Here is a 24,788-nt window from a genome sequence, read left to right on the forward strand (position 1 = left end):
GGTCGGTCAACCGGACGGCCACGATTCTGTTTCCCGGGATCCCGGGTGCACATCGCGGGAAGGCGGGAGAAAAAGCTCCCCCGATCGAGGGAGGTCGCGGGTGGGCCGCCCGGCCATACTGGCCGATCATGATCAGGGGAATTCGGCCGCTGCTGCGCGGCTCCACGTATTCGGGTGCGCTGTTCGCCTATTGCGGCGCACTGGTGAGCCTTCTGCTGCTGCCTTTCGCGGCCCTGCCGGCGCTGGCGTGGCCGTCCGCGGCCTATGAAGTGCGGCTCGTTCTGACCCTGCTGGTCTGGGCCGTACTGATCGGCGTGGCCGGAATGGCCCGCCCCACGCGGCGGGTGCTGATCGCGTGCGCCCGCCGGATGCTGGGGGTGCCGCTGCCGGACCCTGCGGGCGGCCGCCGGCGGGCGGGCGCGCCCGGCTCCGGTCCGGCCCCCGCCGCTCCGTCCGCCGCCGGCCGCTGGCGCACCCCGGCCTGGCTGCTGCTGCACGTGGCGCTGGGGTGGGCGGGCGCGCAGCTGAGCATCGTGCTGTTGTTCACGGGCCTGACCATGCCCGGGGACTGGGCCGGCGCCGAGGCGGGGATCAGCGTGAACGGCTGGTCGCTGCGCTCGGAGGCCGGCTGGCAGAGCTGGGTCGCGGCGACCTGCTGCGTGCTGCTGGCGGCGGCCTTGTGCGTGGCGGTGACGAAGGCCCTGCGGTGGCTGGCGCCCAGGCTGCTGGGGCCGTCGGCGGCCGAGCGGCTCGCCCTGGCCGCCGAGCGGGAGCTGGCGCTGGCCGAACGCAACAAGCTCGCCCACGAGTTGCACGACTCGATCGGGCACACGCTGACGGCCACCACGATCCAGGCCGCGGTGGCGGGCGAGGTGCTCTCCGCCGACCCGGTGGCGGCGCGGGCCGCCATGCGCAGCATCGAGGAGTCGACCCGGGCCGCGCTGGAGGACCTGGACTACGTGCTGGGCGTGCTGCGCGAGGAGAAGACGGGGGCGGAGCCCACCCGGACCCTGGCCGACCTGCCCGAGCTGCTGGACCGGGTGCGGCACGCGGGCGCGCCGGTGGAGGCGCAGCTGTCGGGCGAGCTGACGCAGGTGCAGGGGACGCTCTCCCGGGCGGCGTACCGGATCCTGCAGGAGGGGCTGACGAACGCGCTGCGGCACGGGGCGGGCGGGCCGGTCGGCGTCCGGGTGGCGGCCCTGCCGGACGGGCTGGAGCTCAGTGTGGTCAACCGGACCGGAGCAGAGGCGGCCACGGGCACGGGGCAGCGCGCCTTCCCGACGTCCGGACACGGCCTGCCCGGGCTGGCCGAGCGCGTGCGGCTGCTGCACGGCGAGTTCGAGGCGGGCCCGGACGGGCCGCAGACCTGGCGGCTGACGGTCCGGCTGCCGGTACGGTCGTCCGCATGATCGGCTCTGACGCGAGCACGGCCGTTATGGCCGGCACCAGCCCTGCCGGCCCTGCCAGTCCCACCGGCACCCCCGTCACGCTCCTCATCGCGGACGACGACGAGGTGACCCGCAGCGGCCTGCGCACGTTGCTCGCGGCACAGCCGGGCATCGAGGTCGCCGGGGAGGCCGCCGACGGCGTCGAGGCGGTCGAGCAGGCGCGGCGGCTGCGGCCGGACGTGGTCCTGATGGACGTACGGATGCCGCGCCGCAACGGCATCGAGGCCACCCGGCAGCTGCTGGCCGGGCCCGCCGCACCGCCGAAGGTCGTGGTGATCACCACCTTCGAGAACGACGACTACGTCACCGCCGCGCTCAGCGCGGGGGCCAGCGGGTTCGTGCTCAAGCGGCTGCCGGTCCGGCAGATCGCGGAGGCGGTGCGGGTTGTGGCCGCGGGAGAGGCGATCCTCTTCCCGGCGGCGCTGCGCCGGATGGTCGCCGCACGCCCGCTGGGCTCCGCCGAGGCGCTGCCGCAGGCGGCGCTGACGGGGCGGGAGGAGGAGGTGCTGCGGCTGATGGCCACGGGCCTGTCCAACCCGGAGATCGCGGAGTCGCTCACGGTGAGCCTGGAGACGGTGAAGACCCACGTGGGGAACGTGCTGACCAAGCTCGGCGCGCAGAACCGGACCCATGCGGTGGTGATCGCGTACGAGTCCGGTCTGGTGGTGCCGGGGATCGCCGGCTGACGGGGTGTGAGGTCCGCAGTCTCCTGCGCTACGCCGCCGGAGCCGTCGCGCTCACTGCTGCTGCCTCCTCCGCCTCCAGCAGGGCGATCCGCTCCTTGCCCCAGGCGTTCAGCGGTGCCAGGGCCGCGTTCAGGGCGCGGCCGCGCTCGGTGAGTGAGTACTCCACCTTCGGCGGCACCTGGTCGTAGACCTCGCGGTGGACGATGCCGTCCGCCTCCAGCTCGCGGAGCTGCTGCGTCAGCACCTTCTCGCTGATGCCCGGCAGCAGCCGCTTGGTCTCGCCGAAGCGGCGCGCGCCGCTGTCCAGCGCCCACAGAACGAGCACCTTCCACTTGCCGTCGATGACGTCGACGGCGGCGTCGATCCCGCACTGGTACGGACGCTGCTTCATCCATCTCCCCCTGTTGGTCCGGCCGTTCCGGCTGTCCGGCCGTCCTTCAGGCTAAGCGGCGCGCGGCGGCCGTGATTCCCGAATCAACCCCATCCGGGGGTATCTCACGGGCACTCGCCGGGAGGAGGGTGATGGGGCGCGCCTGCTCGGCACGACATGCCTGCCACCGGCCCCAACGGGGGTAGGGCCGGGGGCAGGAGTTCGTGTGCGCGGCTCGGGTCAGGCGCCGTACGGGCGGGCGGCGCGCGCCTCCCGCAGGGACAGGGCCCACCAGGTCAGCTGGTCCAGCATGACCTTCGCCGCGCCGGCGGCCTGCTCGCCCGCCTCCGCGTCCAGGTGCCGGCCGTCGGCGTCGAACTTGCCCCAGGGGCTGTGGAAGCTGACCTGCTCGCGGACGGGCACGGCGTGCAGCTCGGTGAAGACCGGGCGCAGGTGCTCGACCGCGCGCAGGCCGCCGGCCAGGCCGCCGTACGAGACGAAGGCGACGGGCTTGGCGCGCCACTGCGTGTAGTGCCAGTCGATGAGGGTCTTCAGGGACGCCGGGTAGCTGTGGTTGTACTCGGGCGTGAGGACGACGAACGCGTCGGCCCGCTCCAGGCGGGGCGTCACCTCGGCGAGCGCCGCGGCGTCCTCGGTGCTCGGCTCCCCGCTGAGCCGGGCCGGCAGCGGGTGGAGGGCCAGGTCGATGAGGTCGATCTCCATGCCGCCGTGGCGGGCGGCCTGCTCGGTGAACCACTTGGCGACGGTGGGGCCGAAGCGCCCGTCGCGGGTGGAACCGACGATGACGGCGAGGCGGTAGGTGCTCTCGGACACGATGGGACCTTCTGGGAGTCGTGGGTGGTGGGTGGTGCGGATGGTGGGGGTGGTGGGTGGCCCGTGAGCCGTTCCGTTGAGGGAAGTCTGGAACCTCAACACGGCTTGAGGTCAAGGGCGGTGGGGCCGGCCGCAGGGTTTGCCGGGTAAGTCCCCTTTTGAATGTCACCTTCCGGCGCCTACCGCCGCCCGCCGCACCCCCGTTGACCTCAGAAGACGTCGGCGCACCAGGGACGCCGCCCCGTGCGCAGCAGCGCGTCCGCCCGGCCCGCCGCGCCGGGCCGCTCCTCCGTCACCCGGCCGAGCGCCGCGAGCCGCACGGCGGACTCGTCGCCCAGGAAGAGGCTGCCCAGCGCGGCGGCGGGCAGCGTCAGGTCGGCCGGCCGCGCCGTACGGGTGCAGGTGGCGCCGTCAGGGCCGGCGTCCAGCAGGAAGCGGCCGGCGGCCGGGCCGGAGGAGCCGCCGGGACCTGCCGGGTCGGTGATGTCCAGGACGAGCGAGCCGGCCACGGGGTACGTGCGCGACTCCAGCAACGCCGGTACGTCCAGCGGCCGCAGCCACAGAAGGTCGGCGTGCGTGACCACGCGCGCGGCCCGCGGGTCCGGGAGCAGGTCCGGCAGGAGGTCGTCCGGCGCGCGGTAGCCGGTGCGGACGCCGTTGATCCAGTCGACGGACAGCAGGAACAGCCACAGGGCGCGCTCGGCGGCGGGGGAGACCGCGACGAGGTCCAGCACGGTCGCCGTCTGGTGCGGCAGCTTGGCCTCCCACCGGTCGTCGGCGGTGAAGACGAGCATCCCGTCGACGGTGCCTTCCGCGGACCGGTAGACCACGGCTGACGGCTCGGTCCAGGGGGCGTCGTCGATCGGGAGCGCGCCGGTGTTCCGCCGCCACCACGCGTCCGTGCGGTCGACGAGGCCGTGCCGGGCGGCCCGTACCCGCTCGTACAGGGCGGGGCCGTGCTCCCGCAGCTCGGCGATGTCCACGTAGTCGACGCGCCCGCCGTCGCCCGGGCCCGCGTGGCGCGGGTCCACGCCCGCGCGGGGCACGTCCACCTCCCACTCGGTCACCCGGGTGGCCGGGCCGAAGCCGAAGCGGCCGTAGATCGGGTACTCGGCGGCGACCAGCGTCGCCGCGGCGTCACCGCGCTCCGCGGCCTCCCGCAGATCGCGGTCGATCATGCGGCTGAGCAGGCCGCGGCGGCGGTGCGTGGCCGAGACGCTCACGTTGCTGACGGCGTTCGCGGTCACCGACGCCCCGCCCGGGACACTGATCCGCTGCGTGAAGCTGCGGCACGTGGCCACGCAGCGGCCGGCGTCGAACGCGCCCTGGGCGCGGGCGAAATCCACGACCTCGCGGCGGTACGTGAGCTCCGTCTTGCTCACGGCGGGCGACAGGACGAAGCCGGTGCGCATGGCCCGGACCCAGTTGGGGAGGTCGTCTTCGGTGATCGTGCGGACGTCGAGGCTCATGGCCGCGACGCTAGACGCGCGCCCGCCGCGCCCGCACGTGGATTTCCGCAGGCCGCAGGGCCGTGGGTCGCCGGGTCCGCCGCGTCACGCGAGGAGGTCGTCCACCTGCGCTTCCCCCTCGCGGTACCGGCGGGCGATCTCGGCGCTGCAGTCGTCCGCCGTCCGCTGCAGCTGCTGGCGCCGCACCGACACCTGCCGCTCGTACGAGGCCAGGCGGTCCATGGCCGCGTGCAGCTCGCCGTCCGTCCGGGCGCCCAGGTCCGACAGCTCCACCTCCGACAGCATGTCCTCGGCCAGCCGCCGGTACTCCTCGCTGTGCGGCGTGCCCACGGTCACGTGACGGGCGGACGAGCGGTGGTCCGAGGGGGCGTCCGCGAGGATCTCCGACAGCCGGTCCACGACGAGGCGGGCCATGACCGGCGAACCCGGCGAGGAGCGGCGCGCCAGCTCGGCCCGGAGGATGTCGATCCGGCCCTGGAGCAGCCGCCGCACGTAGCTGAGGTCCGCCTCGTCCCGCTGCGCGTCCCGGCGCAGGGCGCGCAGCTCCACCAGGCTCAGCTCGCCGAGACCGCGGCCGGGGACGTCCGCCTGCCGGCCGGAGCGCTGGCTGGGCGGCCGGGGCTGCAGGCTGTCGGCTGCCTTGAGCATGGGGCCGTCCTCAATGGGTGTGGTCATGCGCGTCTTCCGTTTCCCCTCGGGCGGTGTGCGGCCGCATCACATGTGCCCGCACAAGGCACCGCCTGCACGCATCGTGCCACTGGGTGAGGCCCGGGCGCAGGGTCTCCGCACCCGAACGGCCCTGGATGGACGCAAGGCATCATGGTCCGTATGCGTGCAGTGGTGCAGAGGGTGGACGGGGCGCGGGTCGTCGTCGACGGCGAGACCGTCGGAGAGATCATCGGACAGGGGCTGTGCGTCCTCGTCGGGGTGACGCACGACGACACCCCCGCGAAGGCGGAGCAGCTCGCCCGGAAGCTGTGGTCCGTACGGATCCTCGAGGACGAGAAGTCGTGTTCGGACGTGGGGGCGCCGCTGCTCGTGATCTCGCAGTTCACTCTCTACGGTGACGCCCGGAAGGGGCGGCGGCCGACGTGGAACGCGGCTGCCCCTGGCGGGGTTGCCGAGCCCTTGGTGGACGAGGTCGTCGCCCGGCTGCGGGCGCTGGGGGCGACGGTGGAGACGGGCCGCTTCGGCGCGGACATGAAGGTGTCGCTGACGAACAACGGCCCGTTCACGGTGATCGTGGAGGTGTGACGGGCCGGTTCGGCGCCGCCGGGCAGGTCGTGGACGGTTTCGCGCCGTCGCGGCGGAGAAAGAGGCCCCGGTCCCACCCTTTCACCGTTTCCCGGGGGCAAGCCCCCGGCCCCCCGGGAGGGGCCCCCGCCGCCGGACGGCGTTACGGCTCTACCACGACCTCCTGCGTCGCCGCCGTCTTCTCGCCCACCAGCAGCGGCGCGTCCACGGCGACATTGCGCTTGACCAGGGCCAGGGCGATCGGGCCCAGCTCGTAATGCCGGGCCGACGTCGTCACGAAGCCCAGCTGGCGGCCCTCCGGGCCGTCGGAGGCCAGCCGCACGGCGGAACCGTGGGGCGGCAGGGACACCTCGCTGCCGTCGAGGTGCAGGAAGACCAGCCGCCGCGGCGGCTTCCCCAGGTTGTGGACGCGGGCCACGGTCTCCTGGCCGCGGTAGCAGCCCTTCTGGAGGTGGACGGCCGGGCCGATGAGGCCGAGCTCGTGCGGGATCGTCCGGTGGTCGGTCTCCAGGCCGAGCCGGGGGCGGTGCGCCTCCACCCGGAGCGCCTCGTAGGCGAGGACGCCCGCGGCGGGGCCGTGCGCCGCCGCGAACGGCTCCAGCAGCGCGCGCGGCAGGAAGAGGTCCCGTCCGTGCGCCGTCTCGCGCGCCAGGGCGCCTTCGGGTGCTTCCGCGATCGAACCCGCGGGCAGGTACACCACGGCGTAGTCGTCCGTACGGTCGGCGACCTCGACCTGGTAGAAGAACTTCATGCTCTCCAGGTAGGCGATGAGCGCGTCCTGGGTGCCGGGCTCGACGTGGGCCCAGACGGTCTCCCCGTCGTCCACCAGGTACAGGGCGTGCTCGATGTGACCGTTGGCGGAGAGGATCAGCGCTTCCGTGGCCTGCCCCGGGGGGAGGTCGCTGACGTGCTGGGTGAGCAGGAGGTGCAGCCAGCTCAGCCGGTCGGGCCCGGTGACGGTGACGACCCCGCGGTGCGAGAGGTCGACGAATCCGGACCCTCCGGCGAGCGCGCGCTGTTCGCGGAAGAGATCGCCGTAGTGCGCGGCGACCCCTTCGTCGGGGGCTTCGGCGGCGACGGCGCCGGGCAGCGACAGCAGCGGGCTGGCTTTCGATTCACACGGCATGCGGTCAAGCCTACGGCGCGGCCGGCGGCTCCTTCGAGGCGCGCCCGGCGGCGCACTCCCGGCACCGGCCGAAGATCGCGAAGTGCTTCATGTCGGTCTCGAAGCCGAACTCCGCGCGGAGCCGGTCGGTGAACTCCGCGGCCACGGACAGGTCGGCCTCGACGACGCCCGTGCAGTCCCGGCAGACGAGGTGTATGTGGTGGTGCCGGTCGGCGAGGTGGTAGGTCGGAGCGCCGTGCCCGAGGTGGGCGTGGCTGACCAGGCCCAGCTCCTCCAGCAGCTCCAGGGTCCGGTAGACCGTGGAGATGTTGACGCCGCCGGCGGTGCGCCGGACCTCGGTGAGGATGTCGTCCGGCGTCGCGTGCTCCAGCCGGTCGACCGCCTCCAGGACGAGCTGGCGCTGCGGCGTCAGCCGGTACCCGCGCCTACGGAGGTTGCTCTGCCAGTCGGTGTCCACCACCCCACCAGTCTAGGCAGCGTCACCGCTCCCGGACCCCCTTGAGATACCGGGCGAGCGCAGCGATGGCGGCGGGGTTGCGGGGGCTCTCGACGAGGTCGACGTAGTCGAGGACGAAGATGCGGTCGTTCTTGACGGCCGAGACGCCCGCGAGCGGCGGGTACGACTTCAGGAACTCCTTCTTCTGCTCGGCCGTCACGTCGCCGTAGTTGTTGATGACGATGACGTCGGGGTTGCGCTCGACGACGGTCTCCCAGCCGACCGAGGGCCAGGTGTCCTTCACGTCCTTCATCACGTGGTCGCCGCCGGCCTTGGTGATGATGTCGTGCGGGCCGGCGAAGGCGCCGGAGGTGGTCGCCTTGTCGCGGCCGTCGTCGTAGAGGAAGACGGTGGGCCGCTTGCCGTCCTCCGGCACGCCGGCCTGCGCCTCGGCGACCTTCTTCTTGAAGTCCGCGACGAGCTTCGCCGCCCGGTCCTCCACGTCGAAGAGCTTCCCGAGCGTGGTGAGGTCGGTGTAGAGGGCCTCCAGGGGCGGCATGACGCCGCGCGCCTTGCCCGCGCCGCCGTTGCGGCAGGACTCGGTGAGGACGTACGAGCCGACGCCGAGCTTCTTCAGGGCGTCGGGGGTGAAGCCCCGGCCCTCGGCGAAGCCGTAGTTCCAGCCGGCGAAGACCAGGTCGGCCTTCGCGTCCAGCACGAGCTCCTTGGTGATCTCCTTCTTGGACAGCCACTTCACCTTCTCGTAGCCGTCCTTCCACGGCACGGCCTCGCGGTCGGCGCGGTAGCCGGGGGCCACGTAGCCGGCCATGCGGTCCTCCAGGCCGAGCGCGAACATGATCTCGGCGATGCCGACGTCGTTGGTGACGACGCGCTGCGGCGCCTTGTCGTACGTCGTCTTCACCCCGCAGTTCTCGATGGTCACGGGGTAGTGGCCCGAGGCCGCCTTGCCGGAGGTCTCCGTGCCGCCGCCCTCGGTGACCTTCGCCCCGCAGCCGGTGGCCAGGGCGAGGGTGGTGAGGAGGGCGAGGGCGGTACGGGCGGTGCGCATGGCCATGCGGGGGTCCTTAAGGGTCCTTACGAAGCGGGCAGGCGGTCGAACAGCAGGCGCGTCGCGCCGGTCTCCGGGTGCGGCACGCGGTGCGCCCGCACGCCGAACACGCCGGCGAGCAGCTCGGCGGTCAGCACCTCGTCCGGCGGCCCGGACGCGACGATGCGCCCGCCGCGGATGACGTACAGCTCGTCGCAGTGCGTGGCGGCCAGGTCGATGTCGTGCAGGGCGGCCAGGACCGTCAGGCCCGCGCCGCGCACCAGCGCCAGCACCTCCAGCTGCTGGGCGATGTCCAGGTGGTTGGTGGGCTCGTCCAGGACCAGCACCCGGGGCTCCTGGGCCAGCGCGCGGGCGATCAGCACGCGCTGTTTCTCGCCGCCGGACAGCGTGGGGAAGGCGCGCCCGGCCAGGTGGGCCGCGCCGACGCGCTCCAGTGCCGCCGCGCACACCTCGGTGTCGCGGGCCGTGACCCGGGTGCCGGAGCGCTGGTGCGGCAGCCGGCCCATGGCGACGACCTCGCCCGCCGTGAAGTCGAACTCGCTCGCCGACTCCTGCGGCAGGGCCGCCAGCCTGCGCGCGCCCTCCCGGGCGCCCAGGGCGTGGAGGTCGTCGCCGTCCAGGCGGACGGTGCCGGCGGCGGGCCGCAGCGCCCGGTACACGCAGCGCAGCAGGGTGGACTTGCCGCTGCCGTTGGGGCCGATGAGGCCCACGAACCGGCCGCTGCCGGCGCGCAGGGTGATGTCCGAGACCAGGCGGGCGCCCGCGATCTCGACCGACAGGTCCTCGATGTCCACCTGCATCAGGCGCCTCCGAAGGAGTAGATGTCCATCTGCATCAGGCACATCAGGTGCATCAGATACATCAGGCGCCCCCGAAGCTGTAGCGGCGGCGCCGCATCAGCAGCACGAAGCAGGGCACGCCGATGAGGGCGGTCAGGACGCCGACGGGCAGCTCCACGGGCGCGAGCAGCAGCCGGGAGGCGATGTCGACCCACACCAGCAGCACGGCGCCCAGCAGCGGGGCGACGGCCAGCACGCGCCGGTGGTCGGCGCCGACGAGCATCCGGGTGACGTGCGGGACCATCAGGCCGACGAAGCCGATCGCGCCGCTGACGGCGACGACGGCGCCCGTCACGGCCGCCGCCAGGACGAACAGCCCGCGGCGCATCCGGTCCGGGTCCACGCCCAGCGCGGCGGCCGTCTCGTCGCCCATGGCGAGCGCGTTGAGGCTGCGCGCCGACCACAGCAGCGCGCCGATCCCGGCCAGCACGACCGCGGCGGCGACCGGCAGGGACGCCCAGGTGGCGCCGCCCAGGCTGCCGAGCAGCCACATCATGGCCGAGCGGGCGGCCTCCCCGCGCTCCGCGGTGAAGATCATCAGGGTGGTGACGGCGGAGAACCCGTAGTACATCGCCGAGCCGGTGAGGACCAGCCGCAGCGGCGTCAGGCCCTGCGGGGTGCGGGCCGCCAGATAGACCAGCACCATCGCGGCGAGCGCCGAGACGAACGCCGCCCCGGACAGCGCCCAGACCCCCAGCGAGGCCAGCGCGCCGAACAGCAGGACGGCGTTCGCGCCGATCGCGGCGCCCGAGGAGATGCCCAGCACGAACGGGTCGGCGAGGGCGTTGCGGACCATGGCCTGCACGGCCACGCCGACGGCCGAGAGCCCCGCGCCGACGACGGCGGCCAGCAGGGCGCGCGGGAAGCGCAGCTCCCAGACGATGGTGTACGCGGAGACCTCGCCGGGCGAGATCGTCCCGCCGGTGAGCCCCGCCCGCAGGTAGCGCAGCGTCTCGGCCCACGTGACGCCCGCGGCGCCGAGCCCGGTGCCGCACAGGACGGAGACCAGGAGCGCGGCCGTCAGGACGGCCAGCAGGGGCGCCAGCGGCAGCCGCCGGGGCGGCGCGCCGGGGCCCGGCGGCGCCCCGGGCGCGGAGCCGGGACCCTCCGGGCGGAGGACCGGGAGATCTGTCGACACGGGCTGCGCCTTCGCCTCGGGCCGCGTCCGTACGTACGGAGGAGCGGCCCGGGGAGGGTGCGGTCGTGCGCCCGGGGAGTCCCCTCGCAGTCCACGGCGAGTTGTACGGGGATCATGCGCGCCGTGGGCGATCGGGCTTACGGAAAAGGCCCCGGAGGGCCTTTCCGCCTACCGTTGCGGGTCAGCGCCGGAATTCGACCGGACTTTCCCCACGGGGCGCGGTGCTGCTGGACGGGCGGCTCAGCCGGTGTAGGGCGTGCCGTCCGGGTTGTAGAAGGCGACGCCGTCGGGAGCGTCCTCGGGCAGGCTCGCGGCCCACTCCTGGAGGCTCTTCTGGTCGGCGATCTTCTTCAGGTGCGCCGACATGTAGGGGCGCAGCGGCACCTCGGGGGTGGCCTTCTCGCCGACCCACATCAGGTCGCCCTTGACGTAGCCGTACAGGCGCTTGCCGCCGCTGTACGGGCCGGAGGCCTCGGTGCGCGCGACCGCGTCCGTGGCCAGGTCGATCTGCGGCTTCTGGTCGGCCAGCTCGCCGTACCAGACCTCCGCGACGCCCGCGTCGCGGATCATGACGACCTCGACCTTGCGGTCCTTGTCGATCCGCCAGTAGCCGCTCTCGCTCTCCAGCGGGCGCACCATCTTGCCCTCGCCGTCGAGCACCCAGCTGTGCGACGTGTACTCCAGGAAGTCACGGCCGTCGTGGCTGAAGACGACCTCCTGCCCGAAGTTGCACTTCTCGGCACCCGGGAAGTCGGCGACGCCCGCACCCTCCCACTTGCCGAGGAGGAAGACGAGGGGCACGAGGTCCGGGTGGAGGTCGGACGGAATCTCGATCATGGGCTCAGACGATCTGTGCGAGGACGGGTAACTGGTCGGGTCAGCGCTGGCCCTGGTACAGCTTCTTCCAGGTCAGACCGGCGAACGCGAGAACGCCGACGGCGACCAGCACGAGCAGGGTGGTGAAGACTGCCTCAAGCACGAGCGCGCTCCTCGTCGGGAGTGAGGGTGTGTACGGACCGCTGCCGAGTCTAGTCGGCCCGGATTCCGGCGGCGCTGTGAGGTGGATCGTGGCCGCCCGCCCTTGCGCCCGCGGGGCTAGAGTGCCTGGCATGGCCAAGAAGCTGGTGATCAAGGTGACGGCGGGCGCGGACGCCCCCGAGCGGTGCTCTCAGGCGTTCACGGTGGCGGCCGTCGCCGTCGCGAGCGGGGTCGAGGTGTCGCTGTGGCTGACCGGCGAGTCGTCGTGGTTCGCGCTGCCGGGGCGGGCGGCGGAGTTCGAGCTGCCGCACGCGGCGCCCCTGCCGGACCTCATCGAGGGCATCAAGGCCGGCGGCGGGACGATCACGGTGTGCACGCAGTGCGCGGCGCGGCGCGACATCGAGGAGAAGGACCTGATCGAGGGCGCGCGGATCGCCGGCGCGCAGGTCTTCGTCCAGGAGGCGATGGCGGACGGCGTGCAGGCGCTCGTCTACTGATCACGGGCGGCAGCGGTCAGTACCGCTTCTTGCCGTCGAGCTCGTCCCACCACTCGTCCGACTTCGGGTCGCCGGAGGGGTCGTCCCACCAGCGGTCGTCGGGCCCCCGGCGGTTGGCGACGATGGCGGCGACGGGCGGGATGACCATGGCGAAGAGGCACATGCCCACCGCTGCGGGCACGGACCACAGGCGCACCACGGCCCACGCCAGGACGAACAGTCCGATGCAGACGCCCATCATGGCGAAGTACAGATGACGCCGCCGTGCGTACACAGCTCCACGGTACGGCGGCGGCACGGAGGGCCGCACCCCCCAAGGCGTCCAACCCGGGATGCGGCCCTCCGGCCGTCGGCGGCGTCCTGGGACGCATGTCTTCAGACGGCGATGGCGACCTCAGACGGCGATGGCGACCTCGGCCAGGCCGCCCTGCTGTGCCACGACCTTGCGGTCGGCGGTCGCGCCGGGCACCAGCGCGCGCACCGTCCACGTACCCTCCGCCGCGTAGAAGCGGAACTGCCCGGTCGCGGACGTGGGCACCTCGGCGGTGAACTCGCCGTTCGAGTCCAGCAGGCGCACGTAGCCGGTGACGGGCTCGCCGTCGCGGGTCACCGAACCCTGGATCGTGGTCTCACCGGGCTTGACGGCCCCGGCGTCGGGGCCGCCGGCCTTTGCTCCACACATAAGCGTTTCCTTCTCTTGCCTGTTGCAGGGGGAGGCGGGTCAGTTCGCGCCGAGCTGGATCGGCACGCCGACGAGGGAGCCGTACTCGGTCCAGGAGCCGTCGTAGTTCCGCACGTTCTGCTGGCCGAGCAGCTCGTGCAGGACGAACCACGTGTGCGCGGAGCGCTCGCCGATCCGGCAGTAGGCGATGGTGTCCTTCGACAGGTCCACGCCCGCGCCCTCGTAGAGCGCCTTCAGGTCCTCGTCGGACTTGAAGGTGCCGTCGTCGTTGGCCGACTTCGACCAGGGGATGTTGCGCGCGGTCGGCACGTGGCCGGGGCGCTGCGACTGCTCCTGGGGGAGGTGCGCCGGGGCGAGCAGCTTGCCGCTGAACTCGTCGGGGGAGCGGACGTCGACGAGGTTGAGCTCGCCGATCGCGGCCACGACGTCGTCGCGGAAGGCGCGGATGGAGGCGTCCTGCGGCTGGGCGCGGTATTCGGCGCGGGGGCGCTGCGGGACCTCGGCGACGAGGTCGCGGGAGTCGAGCTCCCACTTCTTGCGGCCGCCGTCGAGGAGCTTCACGTCCTGGTGGCCGTAGAGCTTGAAGTACCAGTAGGCGTACGCGGCGAACCAGTTGTTGTTGCCGCCGTAGAGGACGACGGTGTCGTCGTTCGCGATGCCCTTCGCGGAGAGCAGTTCCTCGAAGCCTGCCTGGTCCACGAAGTCGCGGCGGACGGGGTCCTGGAGGTCCGTCTTCCAGTCGATGCGGACGGCGGTCTTGATGTGGTTCTTGTCGTACGCGGACGTGTCCTCGTCGACCTCGACGATGACGGTCTTCGGGTCGCCTGCGTCGATGCGGGCCTGTACCCAGTCGGCGTCCACCAGGACGTCACTGCGGCTCATGCTGTTCTCCTCCGGGGCAGTTGCGGATTGCGCAAACGCTTGCTGGGCGCGCGGCGAGGGGAGCGCGCGGCGCTGCGCAGCGGGTGGGGTGGGAGACGAGACGGGGGAAGACTTCCCGTAAAAGCGGGGAACGTTTCCCGTCAGACATGACGACAGAGCATGGCGGCGACGCGGCACAGGTCGACTGCCCGCCGCTTCGTGAGGTCCGCCTGTCGCTTCATGGGCACGATGGTAGGGACGCCGGATTGGACTGTCACCGGTGTGTTGAATAGTGAGACAGAATCTTCCGGATTCTGGGATCCGGGAAGCCTGGAGGGATGCCGGAGGCGGGTCCGCGCTCCGCCCCGGGCGTCCGCGCCGCCAGGAAGTCTGCCCTCCGGACGACGTGTCTCGCAGCGTGGACCAGGTGGGGCGGAAAGCGGGCCGGTCAGCCGGCCAGGTTGACGTTCGAGCCGGTCAGCGTGATGTCGACACCGTCCTTCGTCGCCACGACCTTGTCCAGCTTGAGGCCCTTCGGCAGGCCGCTGATGCGCCGGTCGAAGTCCGTCTTCTGCCGGATCGCACGCTCCACGCCGGGGAAGGCCTTGGCCTCCTCGGGGATCTGGTCCGCCCGCACCCGGACGGTGTCGCCGTTCACGATCGTGACCGTGGAGACGACGCTGCGCTCGATGGGCATCCCCGCGAGCTCCACCTTGCCGGTGACCTTGACCTGGCTCTTGCCGGCGGTGCCCTGGCCGCCGAAGCCGACCTTCACCGTCGGGTCGTTCGTGGCCTTGCTGAGGTCCTCGTAGGAGAGGTGCGCCGTGCCCGTCGCCTTGGTCGCGACGGCCGAGCTGAAGCTGCTGTCGATCTTGACGTCCTGCAGCTTGGCGTCGAAGCCCGACATCCGGATCGACTGCCCGCCGGAGCTCGCGGTCGCGCCGTCCAGCTTGACCTCGACCTCCTCCAGGCGCGAGTCGGCGATCTGCGTGAGGAAGGGGAATCCCTTGATGGAGACCTCGGGCGTGCCCGTCAGCCCCTGACTGCTGCGGATCTTCTCGGCCGCCTGGTCCTCGGCGAAGTACACCGCCAGGCGGTCGGCGCCCACGAAGAGGGCCCCCAATATCACCGCGATGATCAGGATGATGCGTATCGCGCGCATGCGGTTTCTCCAGCTCCCCCGGGTCCCGGTCAGGCCCCTGCACTGACCTTGCAATGCCATGGAGCCTAACCGGACCACTGAGAGGGGAGGGAAGAGCGAGCGGCGGCGGCTCAGCCCAGGACGCGGCCCAGGACGTAGACCGCGGGGGCCGCGGCCGCCAGAGGCAGGGCCACGCCCGCCGTCATGTGCACGAACCGCGACGGGTAGTCGTAGCTCGCGACGCGCAGGCCGATCAGCGCGCAGGCGCCCGCGGCGAGGCCCAACAGGGCGCCGGCGGTGCCCAGGTCCGTCAGGCCGCCGGTGGCGATGCCCGAACCCGCGGCCGCGAGCAGCGCCACGACGGGCGCGGCCAGGGACGGCAGCGGCAGGGCCCGCGCCAGGGCGGTCACGGCCACGGCGCTCGCGCCGACCACGACGGCGTCGGAGGACGCGGCCAGGTGCCCGGCCGCGAGGACCGCGAGGGCGGAGGAGGCGGCGGCCGCCGTCAGGCCGTACAGCCGCTCGTCCGGCGAGGCGTGGCTGCGCAGCTGCAGGACGATGACCAGCAGGATCCACACGCCGAGGGTGCCGATGACGACGGTCGGCGCCTGCGAGCGGTCCGTGGCCAGCATGCCGATGTCGGCGGCCACGCCGCCGAGGAAGGCGAGCGCGATGCCCTGCCGGGCGGGCCACATGCCGTTGAGCCGGAACCAGCCCGCGGCCGTCACCGCCTGCAGCAGCACCAGCGGCACCGCCAGCGCGAACTGGCCGAGCGGCGCCGTGAGCGCGAGCAGCGCGGCGAGCGCCGTCGTCACCAGGGCGGGCTTGAGGCCCGGCGAGAGGATCTGCGCCCGGCCCTCGGCCTTCGCCTTCTCGGCGGCCGTCATGGGCCGCTCGCTGCCGCCGCCGCCGTGGCCGTCGCCGTTGCCGGGCTCGGCGAGGGGCGCGGGCTCGTGCACCGGCGCGGGCACGACCGAGGCCGCCGCGCGCGGCACGACGCCGGACGCGGCCGGGCGCTCCTCGGGCAGCGGGCTGCCGGCGGCGGACCAGGACGTGCCGTGGGAGCGGTCCTCCGCCTGCGGGACGGGCGGCTGCTGCCACGTGCCCGTGTCCCACGTCGGCGTCTGCCAGGTCTGCGTGACCGGCTCGTCGTGCGCGGAGAAGCCCTGCCCGCCGTTGGTCGTCGGCCACTGGTACTGCTGCTGCTGGTGCTGCTGTGCCTGCGGCTGCTGCTGGGCGTACGGGTCGTAGGCGCCGTACGAGTCGCTGTACGAGCCGTGCGCCTGGGACTGTCCCTGTTGCTGTCCCTGTCCCTGGTGCTGCTGATGTTGCCCGTGTTGCTGTTGTTGCCCGTGCTGCGCCTGCTGCTGCTGGTGGTCGTACGAGCCGTACGCCCCGTCCTGCTGCCCGTAAGACTGCGCGTCATAGCGCTGCGTCCGGGCGTCGTAGGCGTCGTACGAGTCGTACGGGTCCTGCGGGTCGTACGTATGGTGCGGCTGATTGCTCATGCTGCCGGGGTCACCCTCCTGCGAAGGGCGGGAGCACCTCTACGGTGCCGCCCTCGGCCAGTTGGACCGTTGCGTGGTCGCGGGTGCCGACCGGGGCGCCGTCCACGAGGAACGAGCAGCGCGTCAGCACCCGGGCGAAGTCGGGGCGCTCCGCGTGCCGCCGGCGGGCCGCTTCCAGCGCCTGCGCGAGCGTCCGCGCAGCGTACGGCTCCTCCGCCGTGCCGGCGGCGGCCTTCGCCGCGGCCCAGTACCGGATGGTGCCCACCGGGCCCGGCTGCCCCGGCAGGGCCGGTTTGACCGGGTGTGCCGGTTGTGTCGTCGCCACGGCGACCCCTTTCCTTCTTCTGCCGCCTCCCATGATGACGGGTGCCGCACGAGCGGAGCGCCGCCCGTGCAAATACGGAGGCCGCACGGCGAGGCGCTCGCTTAGGCTGCCGAGTGTGCTGGTCCGACTATCACGGGCATATCTGAGGCCCTACTCCACTTCGATCGCGCTGATCGTGCTCCTGCAGCTCGTCCAGACGCTTGCCACGCTCTACCTACCCTCTCTGAACGCCGACATCATCGACAACGGTGTCGTGAAGGGTGACACCGGCTACATCCTGTCCCTCGGCGGCGGGATGCTCGCGGTCACCCTGGCCCAGATCGTCTGCGCGATCGGGGCGACGTACTTCGGCGCCCGGACCGCGATGGCGGTCGGGCGCGATCTGCGCGCCGCCGTCTTCGACCGCGTGCAGTCCTTCTCCGCGCGCGAGATGGGGCACTTCGGCGCCCCCTCGCTGATCACCCGCACTACCAACGACGTGCAGCAGATCCAGCTGCTCGTCCTGATGGCATTCACGCTGATGGTGTCCGCGCCGATCATGTGCGTGGGCGGCATCCTGATGGCGCTCGACCAGGACGTGCCGCTGTCCGCCCTGCTGCTCGTCATCGTGCCCGTCCTCGGCGTGATCGTCTCGCTGATCATCTGGCGGATGCGACCGGTTTTCCGCGGCGTGCAGGACAAGATCGACACGGTCAACCGGGTGCTGCGCGAGCAGATCACCGGCATCCGCGTCATCCGCGCCTTCGTCCGCGACACCCACGAGCGGGAACGTTTCGACGGCGCGAACGCCGACCTGATGGACGTCTCGCTCAAGGCCGGCCGGCTGATGTCGCTGATGTTCCCGTCCGTGATGCTGGTCGTGAACCTCTCCTCCATCGCCGTGCTCTGGTTCGGCGGTCACCGCATCGAGAGCGGCGACATGGAGATCGGTGCGCTGACGGCGTTCCTCAGCTATCTGATGCAGATCCTGATGGCCGTCATGATGGCCACCTTCATGTTCATGATGGTGCCGCGCGCCGAGGTCTGCGCCGAGCGCGTCCAGGAGGTCCTCTCCACCGACTCCAGCGTCGTGCCGCCGGCGAAGCCGGTCACCGCGCTGCGCGGCGGCGGGCACCTGGAGCTCAGCGGCGTCGAGTTCCGCTATCCGGGCGCGGAGGAGCCGGTCCTCAAGGACATCTCGCTCGTGGCCCGGCCCGGTGAGATCACGGCCGTCATCGGCTCCACCGGCAGCGGCAAGTCCACGCTGCTGGGGCTGATCCCGAGGCTCTTCGACGCGACCGCCGGAACGGTCACCGTCGGGGGCGTCGACGTCCGCGAGCTCGACCCCGTCCGCTCCGCCGAGGCCATCGGCTTCGTCCCGCAGAAGCCCTACCTGTTCTCCGGGACCGTCGCCTCCAACCTCCGCTACGGGCGCCCCGACGCGAGTGACGAGGAGCTGTGGGAGGCGCTGGAGACCGCGCAGGCCCGCGACTTCGTCGCGAGCATGGAGGACGGCCTGGAGGCGCCGATCGCGCAGGGCGGCACCAACGTCTCCGGCGGGCAGCGGCAGCGGCTCGCCATCGCCCGCGCCCTGGTCCGCAAGCCGGACATCTATCTCTTCGACGACTCCTTCTCCGCCCTCGACTACGCCACCGACGCCCGGCTGCGGGCCGCGCTGGCCCGCGAGACGGGGAACGCCACGGTCGTCATCGTCGCCCAGCGCGTCTCCACGATCCGCGACGCCGATCGCATCGTCGTCCTGGACGAGGGCCGCGTCGTCGGCACCGGCACCCACGGCGAGCTGATGGCCGGCAACGAGACCTACCGGGAGATCGTGCTCTCCCAGCTCACCGAGGAGGAGGCGGCGTGACGACCCCGGAGAAACCGGCTTCCCCGGGCGGGGACAAGGCTGCGGGCGGCGGGCCCGCGGGCGGCAAGCCCGGCGCACCGGCCGCCGGCGGCCCCGCCCGCCGCGGGCCCGCCCCCGCCACCGGCATCGCCCGCTTCATGGGCGGCCAGCCCACCGAGCGGTCCATGGACTTCGCCGGGTCCGCCAAGCGCCTGCTGGGCACCCTCAGACCCGAGCGGTCCCTGATCACCGTCGCGCTCGTCCTGTGCGTCGCGAGCGTCACCCTGTCGGTCCTCGGACCGAAGATCCTCGGCCGGGCCACCGACCTGATCTTCGCGGGGGTCATAGGCAACAAGTTCCCCGACGGCATCACCAAGGCCGAGGCCGTCGAGCAGATGCGGCGGCAGGGCAACGGCACCGTCGCCGACCTGCTCGGCTCGGTCGACTTCACCCCCGGCCACGGCATCGACTTCGACGCCGTGGGCGAGGTGCTGCTGTGGGTCCTGCTGATCTACGTCGGCGCGTCCCTGTTCGGGCTCGTCCAGGCGCGGCTCGCCACCACCGTCGTGCAGCGCGCCGTCTTCCGGCTGCGCCGCCGGGTCGAGGAGAAGCTCGGCCGGCTGCCGCTCAGCTACTTCGACAAGCAGCCGCGCGGCGAGGTCCTCTCCCGCGCCACGAACGACATCGACAACATCGCCCAGACGCTCCAGCAGACCATGAGCCAGATAGTCACCTCGCTGCTGACGATCGCCGGCGTGCTGGCCGTCATGTTCTGGATCTCCTGGCTGCTCGCCCTGGTGGCGCTGGTCACCGTCCCCGTGTCCGTCATCGTCGCCACGAAGATCGGCAAGCGGGCGCAGCCGCAGTTCGTCGCCCAGTGGAAGACCACCGGCACGCTCAACGCCCACATCGAGGAGATGTACACCGGGCACGCGCTGGTCAAGGTCTTCGGCCGCGAGAAGGAGTCCGCGGAGATCTTCCGCAAGGAGAACGAGGACCTCTTCCAGGCCGGCTTCAAGGCCCAGTTCATCTCGGGCGTCATCCAGCCCGCGATGATGTTCATCGGCAACCTCAACTACGTGCTCGTCGCCGTCGTCGGCGGCCTGCGGGTCGCCTCCGGCGCGCTGTCCATCGGTGACGTACAGGCCTTCGTGCAGTACTCGCGCCAGTTCAGCCAGCCGCTCACGCAGGTGGCCTCCATGGCCAACCTCGTGCAGTCCGGCGTCGCCTCCGCCGAGCGCGTCTTCGAGCTGCTCGACGCCGAGGAGCAGTCGGCCGACCCGGCGGACGCCCCGAAGCCGGGCCGGGTGCACGGCGAGGTGGCCTTCGAGGAGGTCTCCTTCCGCTACGAGCCGGACAAGCCCCTCATCGAGGGCCTGTCCCTGACCGTGCGGCCCGGCCAGACCGTCGCCATCGTCGGCCCGACCGGCGCCGGCAAGACCACGCTGGTCAACTTGCTGATGCGGTTCTACGAGGTGGGCGGCGGCCGCATCACCCTCGACGGGACCGACATCGCCGCCATGTCGCGCGAGGAGCTGCGCTCCCACATCGGCATGGTCCTCCAGGACACCTGGCTCTTCGGCGGCACGATCGCGGACAACATCGCCTACGGGGCGCCCGCCGGCACCTCGATGGACAAGATCGTCGCGGCGGCCAGGGCCACGCACGTCGACCGCTTCGTGCGGACGCTCCCCGACGGCTACGACACCGTCATCGACGACGAGGGCTCCGGCGTCAGCGTCGGCGAGAAGCAGCTCATCACCATCGCCCGGGCGTTCCTGGCCGAGCCGGAGATCCTCGTCCTCGACGAGGCGACCAGCTCCGTCGACACCCGTACGGAGGTCCTCATCCAGCAGGCGATGGGCCGGCTGCGCACGGGGCGCACCAGCTTCGTGATCGCGCACCGGCTCTCCACGATCCGGGACGCGGACGTCATCCTCGTGATGGAGTCCGGCCGGATCGTGGAACAGGGCACGCACGACGGGCTGCTGGCGGCGGGCGGCGCGTACGCGCGGTTGTACGAGGCGCAGTTCGCGGAGCCGGCCGTGGAGGCGTAGCGCCTTTCCGGCGGATTGCGGGGGGGGGGGCGCCGGTTTCGGTGGCGCCGCATTCCGCCGGACCCTCGCCGCGGTGGCTTGGCGCCGCGGCGGTTCTGAGAGGCAGAGCCTCTCAACACCAGCGGCTGCCGGCGCCATGTTTGTCCCGCCGCCGCGGCGCGCAACCACCGCGGCGGCGTCCGGCGGTGCCGGTCCGGGCTCAGCCCGGCCCCCGTCGCAGCCGGGCTGTCGCCCACCCCGCGATGCGTTCCAGCAGCTCAGCGCGCGCAGCGCTCTCCGCATGGCCGAAGCCCCGCTCGATCCACAGTTCCGTGGACCGTGGGTCGCCCGCGCCCGCGAGGGCGTAAGGGTGGTCGAGCGGGAAGTACGCGTCCCGGTCGCCGTGCACGATCAGCAGCGGCCGGGGCGCGATCATCGGGACGGCCTCGACGGGCGAGAGCGGGACCGGGTCCCAGTCCTCCGCCTGGACCCGCGTCCCCAGCCCGTAGCGCGCGATCAGCCGCCCCGCGGGGCGTGAGATCGCCCAGTGCAGACGACGCATGGGTGCGGTACCGCGGTAATACCACCGTGCGGGCGCACTGACGGCCACGACCGTGTCGGAATGTGCGTCCGTGCGCCCTCCGTGCTCCCCGTGCCCGGCAGGCCGCTCGCGGCCGTAGAGCGCGGCGTGCCGCAGGGCCACCGAGCCGCCCATCGAAAAGCCGACGGTGGCCACGCGCTCGTGCCCGAGGGAGCGTGCCCAGCGCACGGCCGCGGCCAGGTCGAGCACCTCGCGGTCGCCGACCGAGGAGCGGCCGCCCGAGCCGCCGTGGCCCCGGAAGGAGAATGTGATCACGGCCGCACGCTGGGCGAACACCTGCGCCGCCCGGCGCAGGCCGGGCCGGTCGAGGGCGCCCGTGAAGCCGTGCGCGAGCACCACCGCGGGGGTGTCCGGAGGGGGGATCCGCGAGCCCGCGCGGGGCTCGTAGGCCGCTTCCACCCGGACTCCGTCGGCTGTCAAGAGCGCGATGCGATGACCACTCGAAGTGATCGACGGAACACAAGGTCGTGCAAAATCGTCCGGACCTCGGAAAGTCATGTGGGTTATTCTGCTGGGCAGAGAGGATCCGGGCAGAGTAGCCCCCGGGTCCTTTTGTGCATTCATGAGCTGAACACGTGCTGAACTTGTGCCCTCGACAGGTGCCGGGACGCACGCAACCGTACGAAGCAGTGCCGCACTCTCCCCCAGAGCAAGGCCTGGGTGGTACCCCTTCGCAGGGACCGAGGAGGAACCGACGTCATGGGCGAGCGAAGCGCGCGGGTCCGCAAGGACCGTACGACCAGTGAGGCGGGTGGCAGCCGATGAGTTCACTGCTGCTCCTGACCAATGCCCTCCAGCCCTCCACGGAGGTCCTGCCGGCGCTCGGCCTCCTCCTCCACAGCGTGCGGGTGGCCCCCGCCGAGGGCCCGGCCCTCGTGGACACCCCCGGGGCCGACGTCATACTGATCGACGGCCGCCGTGACCTTCCGCACGTGCGCAGCCTCTGCCAGCTGCTGCGCTCCACCGGCCCGGGCTGCCCGCTGATCCTCGTCGTCACCGAGGGCGGCCTCGCGGCCGTCACCGCCGACTGGGGCGTGGACGACGTCCTTCTCGACACCGCGGGCCCCGCCGAGGTCGAGGCGCGGCTGCGGCTGGCGATGGGCCGCCAGCAGATCTCGACGGACGACAGCCCCATGGAGATCCGCACGGGCGACCTCTCCGTGGACGAGGCCACGTACAGCGCGAAGCTCAAGGGCCGGGTGCTGGACCTCACGTTCAAGGAGTTCGAGCTGCTGAAGTACCTCGCCCAGCATCCGGGGCGGGTCTTCACCCGGGCCCAGCTGCTGCAGGAGGTCTGGGGCTACGACTACTTCGGCGGTACGCGCACGGTGGACGTGCACGTGCGGCGGCTGCGGGCGAAGCTGGGGCCCGAGCACGAGTCGCTCATCGGCACCGTCCGGAATGTCGGCTATCGGTTCGTGGTGCCGGAGAAGATCGACAATCCGGGGGAGGGCAAGCCCAAGGACTCCGCCAAGGCGCGGCGGGCGGAGGAGCCGGAGGCCGCGGAGAGCGGGGCCGCTCGCCCGGCCGAGCGGTGAGTGGACCCGCGTAGACTGCCGCGCGTGGCCAAGGTGACGCGGGACGATGTGGCGAGACTGGCGGGGACGTCGACCGCGGTGGTCAGCTACGTCATCAACAACGGGCCGAGGCCGGTGGCCCCGGCCACGCGGGAGCGCGTGCTGGCCGCGATCAAGGAGCTGGGGTACCGGCCGGACCGGGTCGCCCAGGCGATGGCGTCCCGCCGTACGGACCTCATAGGCCTGATCGTCCCGGACGCCCGCCAGCCGTTCTTCGCCGAGATGGCCCACGCCGTCGAACAGGCGGCGGCCGAGCGCGGGAAGATGGTGCTCGTCGGGAACTCCGACTACCTGGACGAGCGCGAAGTGCACTACCTGCGCGCGTTCCTCGGCATGCGGGTCTCCGGCCTGATCCTCATCAGCCAGGGCCCCAGCGAGCACGCGGCCGCGGAGATCGACGCCTGGGACGCCCGGGTGGTCCTCATGCACCGCCGGCCCGACGCGATCGACGACGTCGCCGTCGTCACCGACGACATCGGCGGCGCCCAGCTCGCCACCCGCCACCTGCTGGAGCACGGCCACCCCTACGTCGCCTGCCTCGGCGGCACCGAACGCACCCCGACCATAGGCGACCCCGTCACCGACCACGTCGAGGGCTGGCGCCGGGCCATGCGCGAGGCGGGGAAGTCCCTCGAAGGCCGCCTCTTCCCGGCCCCGTACAACCGCTACGAGGCCTACAAGGTCGCCCTGGAGCTGCTCTCCGGCCCCGACCGCCCCCCGGCCCTGCTCTGCGCCACGGACGACCAGGCCATCGGCGTGCTGCGCGCGGCCCGCGAGCTGCGCATCGACGTGCCGGGCGAGCTGGCGGTCGCCGGCTTCGACGACGTCAAGGAAGCCGCCCTGACCGACCCGCCGCTGACCACGGTCGCCTCCGACCGGCAGGCCATGGCCCGCTCGGCCGTGGATCTCGTCCTGGACGACTCGCTCCGGGTGACGGGCACGCGCCGCGAGCGGCTCAAGCAGTTCCCGTCCGCGCTGGTGGTGCGGCGGTCCTGCGGCTGCGGCGGCGACTGACGACGCAGGTGTGGCGCCGCGCCCGCCCGGGCCGGGGTTGACCTTCACACCGGTGTCAGGCTCTAGCGTCGACGCGTGAGCAGCCGTCCCCGCGCTGCCGCCCGTACCGCAGGAGTGACACCCATGGCCTCTTCCGGCACTTCTTCCGCCTCCCCTTTCGTCGTCCAGCGCGACGGCCGCGCGGCGACCGTCGCGGAACTGGCGCCGCTCGCCTTCGCGGGCTACGCCCACTTCACCGCGATGCAGGTGCGCGGGGGCCGGGTCCGGGGCCTCGACCTGCACCTGGACCGGCTGCGGTCCGCCTCGAAGGAGCTGTTCGGCCGGGCGCTGCCCGACGACCGGGTGCGGTCCCGCCTGCGGGCGGCCCTGGAAGGCGGTCCGGCCGACCTCTCGCTGACGGCCACGGTGTACTCGTCGGCGGGGGAGTTCACCGTCGCCGACCCGGACGCGGAGCCCGAGGTGCTGGTACGGACCGGGCCGGCCGCGTCCGGCCCGGTCGGCCCGCTGGCGCTCGCGCCGGCCGAGCACGAACGGTTCTTCCCGGCCGTGAAGCACGTGGGGGAGCCGGCCAAGACCCACTTCCTGCGCCGGGCCGCGGACCAGGGATTTGACGACGCCGTCTTCGTCGACCGCCGGGGCCGGCTCAGCGAGGGCACGATCTGGAACCTGGCCTTCTGGGACGGCTCGGCGGTGGTGTGGCCCGCGGCCGAGATGCTGACCGGCACGACGATGGGCATCGTCCGCCGGCAGCTGGACCGCCTCGGCGTCCCCCAGCGCGTCCGGGAGATCACGACGGCCGACCTGCCGGGGCTGGCCGGGGCCGTGGTCATGAACTCGTGGACGCCGGGCGTGGCGGTGCACCGGATCGGCCCGGTGTCCCTGCCGCCGGCACCGTCCTTCGTGGACCTGCTCCACCGGGCCTACGCGGCGGAACCGCTCACTTCGCCCTGAGGCGGGGGCGGGCGCCGGCCCCGGGGGGGGCGCTAGTGCGCCGAGAAGATCGCGTGCGCCGCCTCCGAGTTCACCGTGATCAGCTTGGCCGTGACCTCCAGGGTGGTCGGGGCGGCGCCA

26 protein-coding genes are annotated in these 24,788 nt (G+C 72.6%); 9 read left to right on the top strand and 17 right to left on the bottom strand.

The window, feature by feature from the left end:
• Nucleotides 1-128: 128 nt before the first annotated feature.
• Together IF61_RS0116325 and IF61_RS0116330 are read left to right on the top strand one after the other, a co-directional pair.
• Nucleotides 129-1,409 carry a sensor histidine kinase gene (locus tag IF61_RS0116325; protein ID WP_030367121.1) on the top strand — a complete coding sequence of 427 codons (1,281 nt, stop codon included), beginning with the start codon at nucleotides 129-131 and terminating at the stop codon, nucleotides 1,407-1,409.
• Nucleotides 1,406-2,134, top strand: coding sequence for a response regulator transcription factor (locus IF61_RS0116330; protein ID WP_397945912.1), 729 nt, complete (start codon nucleotides 1,406-1,408; stop codon nucleotides 2,132-2,134). The genes IF61_RS0116325 and IF61_RS0116330 overlap by 4 nt, the downstream gene beginning before the upstream one ends.
• A gap of 28 nt (nucleotides 2,135-2,162) precedes the next feature.
• Here IF61_RS0116330 and IF61_RS0116335 read toward each other — a convergent pair whose 3' ends face one another.
• From IF61_RS0116335 to IF61_RS0116350, 4 genes are all read right to left on the bottom strand, one after another.
• Nucleotides 2,163-2,525, bottom strand: coding sequence for a winged helix-turn-helix transcriptional regulator (locus tag IF61_RS0116335; protein ID WP_030367123.1), 363 nt, complete (start codon nucleotides 2,523-2,525; stop codon nucleotides 2,163-2,165).
• A gap of 219 nt (nucleotides 2,526-2,744) precedes the next feature.
• Nucleotides 2,745-3,338: an NADPH-dependent FMN reductase gene (locus tag IF61_RS0116340; RefSeq protein ID WP_030367124.1), complete on the bottom strand. Its 594-nt coding sequence runs from the start codon at nucleotides 3,336-3,338 to the stop codon at nucleotides 2,745-2,747.
• 209 nt (nucleotides 3,339-3,547) lie between these two features.
• Nucleotides 3,548-4,807 (bottom strand): GNAT family N-acetyltransferase, encoded by a 1,260-nt coding sequence (locus IF61_RS0116345; RefSeq protein WP_030367125.1) that lies wholly within the window; start codon nucleotides 4,805-4,807, stop codon nucleotides 3,548-3,550.
• A gap of 84 nt (nucleotides 4,808-4,891) precedes the next feature.
• On the bottom strand, nucleotides 4,892-5,482 hold the full coding sequence (locus IF61_RS0116350; protein WP_030367126.1) for an RsiG family protein: 591 nt from the start codon (nucleotides 5,480-5,482) through the stop codon (nucleotides 4,892-4,894).
• A 153-nt stretch (nucleotides 5,483-5,635) separates the two neighbouring features.
• Here IF61_RS0116350 and dtd point away from each other — a divergent pair, with 153 nt between their 5' ends.
• Complete coding sequence (gene dtd / locus IF61_RS0116355; RefSeq protein WP_030367127.1) at nucleotides 5,636-6,061, top strand: D-aminoacyl-tRNA deacylase; 426 nt, start codon at nucleotides 5,636-5,638, stop codon at nucleotides 6,059-6,061.
• 142 nt (nucleotides 6,062-6,203) lie between these two features.
• On the opposite strand, the gene ygfZ is transcribed toward dtd, so the two are convergent.
• From ygfZ to IF61_RS0116385, 6 genes are all read right to left on the bottom strand, one after another.
• Complete coding sequence (ygfZ, locus tag IF61_RS0116360; protein ID WP_030367128.1) at nucleotides 6,204-7,187, bottom strand: CAF17-like 4Fe-4S cluster assembly/insertion protein YgfZ; 984 nt, start codon at nucleotides 7,185-7,187, stop codon at nucleotides 6,204-6,206.
• A gap of 10 nt (nucleotides 7,188-7,197) precedes the next feature.
• Entirely contained in the window at nucleotides 7,198-7,647 is a 450-nt protein-coding gene (locus IF61_RS0116365; RefSeq protein WP_030367129.1) for a Fur family transcriptional regulator, read from the bottom strand.
• Between the two features lie 19 nt (nucleotides 7,648-7,666).
• Nucleotides 7,667-8,692, bottom strand: a complete 1,026-nt coding sequence (locus tag IF61_RS0116370) for an ABC transporter substrate-binding protein (RefSeq protein ID WP_030367130.1) — start codon at nucleotides 8,690-8,692, stop codon at nucleotides 7,667-7,669.
• A 26-nt stretch (nucleotides 8,693-8,718) separates the two neighbouring features.
• Nucleotides 8,719-9,492 carry an ABC transporter ATP-binding protein gene (locus IF61_RS0116375; RefSeq protein ID WP_030367131.1) on the bottom strand — a complete coding sequence of 258 codons (774 nt, stop codon included), beginning with the start codon at nucleotides 9,490-9,492 and terminating at the stop codon, nucleotides 8,719-8,721.
• Nucleotides 9,493-9,553: 61 nt separating this feature from the next.
• Complete coding sequence (locus tag IF61_RS0116380) at nucleotides 9,554-10,582, bottom strand: FecCD family ABC transporter permease (protein WP_030367132.1); 1,029 nt, start codon at nucleotides 10,580-10,582, stop codon at nucleotides 9,554-9,556.
• Nucleotides 10,583-10,909: 327 nt separating this feature from the next.
• Complete coding sequence (locus tag IF61_RS0116385; protein WP_030367133.1) at nucleotides 10,910-11,506, bottom strand: heme-binding beta-barrel domain-containing protein; 597 nt, start codon at nucleotides 11,504-11,506, stop codon at nucleotides 10,910-10,912.
• A gap of 272 nt (nucleotides 11,507-11,778) precedes the next feature.
• Between IF61_RS0116385 and IF61_RS0116395 the strand changes: the two genes are divergently transcribed.
• The gene (locus IF61_RS0116395; RefSeq protein ID WP_030367134.1) at nucleotides 11,779-12,144 is read left to right on the top strand and encodes a DsrE family protein; all 366 of its coding nucleotides are present in this window, start codon (nucleotides 11,779-11,781) and stop codon (nucleotides 12,142-12,144) included.
• Between the two features lie 16 nt (nucleotides 12,145-12,160).
• Here IF61_RS0116395 and IF61_RS0116400 read toward each other — a convergent pair whose 3' ends face one another.
• The 6 genes from IF61_RS0116400 to IF61_RS0116425 form a co-directional block, all read right to left on the bottom strand.
• Nucleotides 12,161-12,418 (bottom strand): DUF3099 domain-containing protein, encoded by a 258-nt coding sequence (locus IF61_RS0116400; RefSeq protein ID WP_030367135.1) that lies wholly within the window; start codon nucleotides 12,416-12,418, stop codon nucleotides 12,161-12,163.
• Between the two features lie 120 nt (nucleotides 12,419-12,538).
• Nucleotides 12,539-12,826, bottom strand: a complete 288-nt coding sequence (locus IF61_RS0116405; protein WP_030367136.1) for a DUF1416 domain-containing protein — start codon at nucleotides 12,824-12,826, stop codon at nucleotides 12,539-12,541.
• 39 nt (nucleotides 12,827-12,865) lie between these two features.
• Nucleotides 12,866-13,708, bottom strand: a complete 843-nt coding sequence (locus tag IF61_RS0116410) for a sulfurtransferase (protein WP_030367137.1) — start codon at nucleotides 13,706-13,708, stop codon at nucleotides 12,866-12,868.
• A 427-nt stretch (nucleotides 13,709-14,135) separates the two neighbouring features.
• The gene (locus IF61_RS0116415; RefSeq protein ID WP_030367138.1) at nucleotides 14,136-14,849 is read right to left on the bottom strand and encodes an LmeA family phospholipid-binding protein; all 714 of its coding nucleotides are present in this window, start codon (nucleotides 14,847-14,849) and stop codon (nucleotides 14,136-14,138) included.
• A 110-nt stretch (nucleotides 14,850-14,959) separates the two neighbouring features.
• Entirely contained in the window at nucleotides 14,960-16,336 is a 1,377-nt protein-coding gene (locus IF61_RS0116420) for a hypothetical protein (RefSeq protein ID WP_030367139.1), read from the bottom strand.
• 10 nt (nucleotides 16,337-16,346) lie between these two features.
• On the bottom strand, nucleotides 16,347-16,661 hold the full coding sequence (locus IF61_RS0116425) for a MoaD/ThiS family protein (protein WP_245684526.1): 315 nt from the start codon (nucleotides 16,659-16,661) through the stop codon (nucleotides 16,347-16,349).
• A 115-nt stretch (nucleotides 16,662-16,776) separates the two neighbouring features.
• On the opposite strand from IF61_RS0116425, the gene IF61_RS0116430 reads away from it, so the two are divergent.
• Together IF61_RS0116430 and IF61_RS0116435 are read left to right on the top strand one after the other, a co-directional pair.
• Nucleotides 16,777-18,510, top strand: a complete 1,734-nt coding sequence (locus IF61_RS0116430) for an ABC transporter ATP-binding protein (RefSeq protein ID WP_030367141.1) — start codon at nucleotides 16,777-16,779, stop codon at nucleotides 18,508-18,510.
• A 137-nt stretch (nucleotides 18,511-18,647) separates the two neighbouring features.
• Entirely contained in the window at nucleotides 18,648-20,546 is a 1,899-nt protein-coding gene (locus tag IF61_RS0116435; protein WP_043189486.1) for an ABC transporter ATP-binding protein, read from the top strand.
• 199 nt (nucleotides 20,547-20,745) lie between these two features.
• Here IF61_RS0116435 and IF61_RS0116440 read toward each other — a convergent pair whose 3' ends face one another.
• The gene (locus IF61_RS0116440) at nucleotides 20,746-21,624 is read right to left on the bottom strand and encodes an alpha/beta hydrolase family protein (protein WP_078660258.1); all 879 of its coding nucleotides are present in this window, start codon (nucleotides 21,622-21,624) and stop codon (nucleotides 20,746-20,748) included.
• A 263-nt stretch (nucleotides 21,625-21,887) separates the two neighbouring features.
• On the opposite strand from IF61_RS0116440, the gene IF61_RS0116445 reads away from it, so the two are divergent.
• The 3 genes from IF61_RS0116445 to IF61_RS0116455 all read left to right on the top strand — a co-directional run bounded on the left by IF61_RS0116445 (nucleotide 21,888) and on the right by IF61_RS0116455 (nucleotide 24,668).
• Complete coding sequence (locus tag IF61_RS0116445; RefSeq protein ID WP_030367144.1) at nucleotides 21,888-22,664, top strand: response regulator transcription factor; 777 nt, start codon at nucleotides 21,888-21,890, stop codon at nucleotides 22,662-22,664.
• A 24-nt stretch (nucleotides 22,665-22,688) separates the two neighbouring features.
• On the top strand, nucleotides 22,689-23,717 hold the full coding sequence (locus IF61_RS0116450; RefSeq protein ID WP_030367145.1) for a LacI family DNA-binding transcriptional regulator: 1,029 nt from the start codon (nucleotides 22,689-22,691) through the stop codon (nucleotides 23,715-23,717).
• Nucleotides 23,718-23,840: 123 nt separating this feature from the next.
• Nucleotides 23,841-24,668, top strand: coding sequence for an aminotransferase class IV family protein (locus IF61_RS0116455; RefSeq protein ID WP_030367146.1), 828 nt, complete (start codon nucleotides 23,841-23,843; stop codon nucleotides 24,666-24,668).
• Nucleotides 24,669-24,788 lie beyond the last annotated feature (120 nt).

This window comes from Streptomyces roseoverticillatus, from assembly GCF_000719265.1.
GTDB classification, from domain to species: Bacteria; Actinomycetota; Actinomycetes; order Streptomycetales; family Streptomycetaceae; genus Streptomyces; species Streptomyces roseoverticillatus.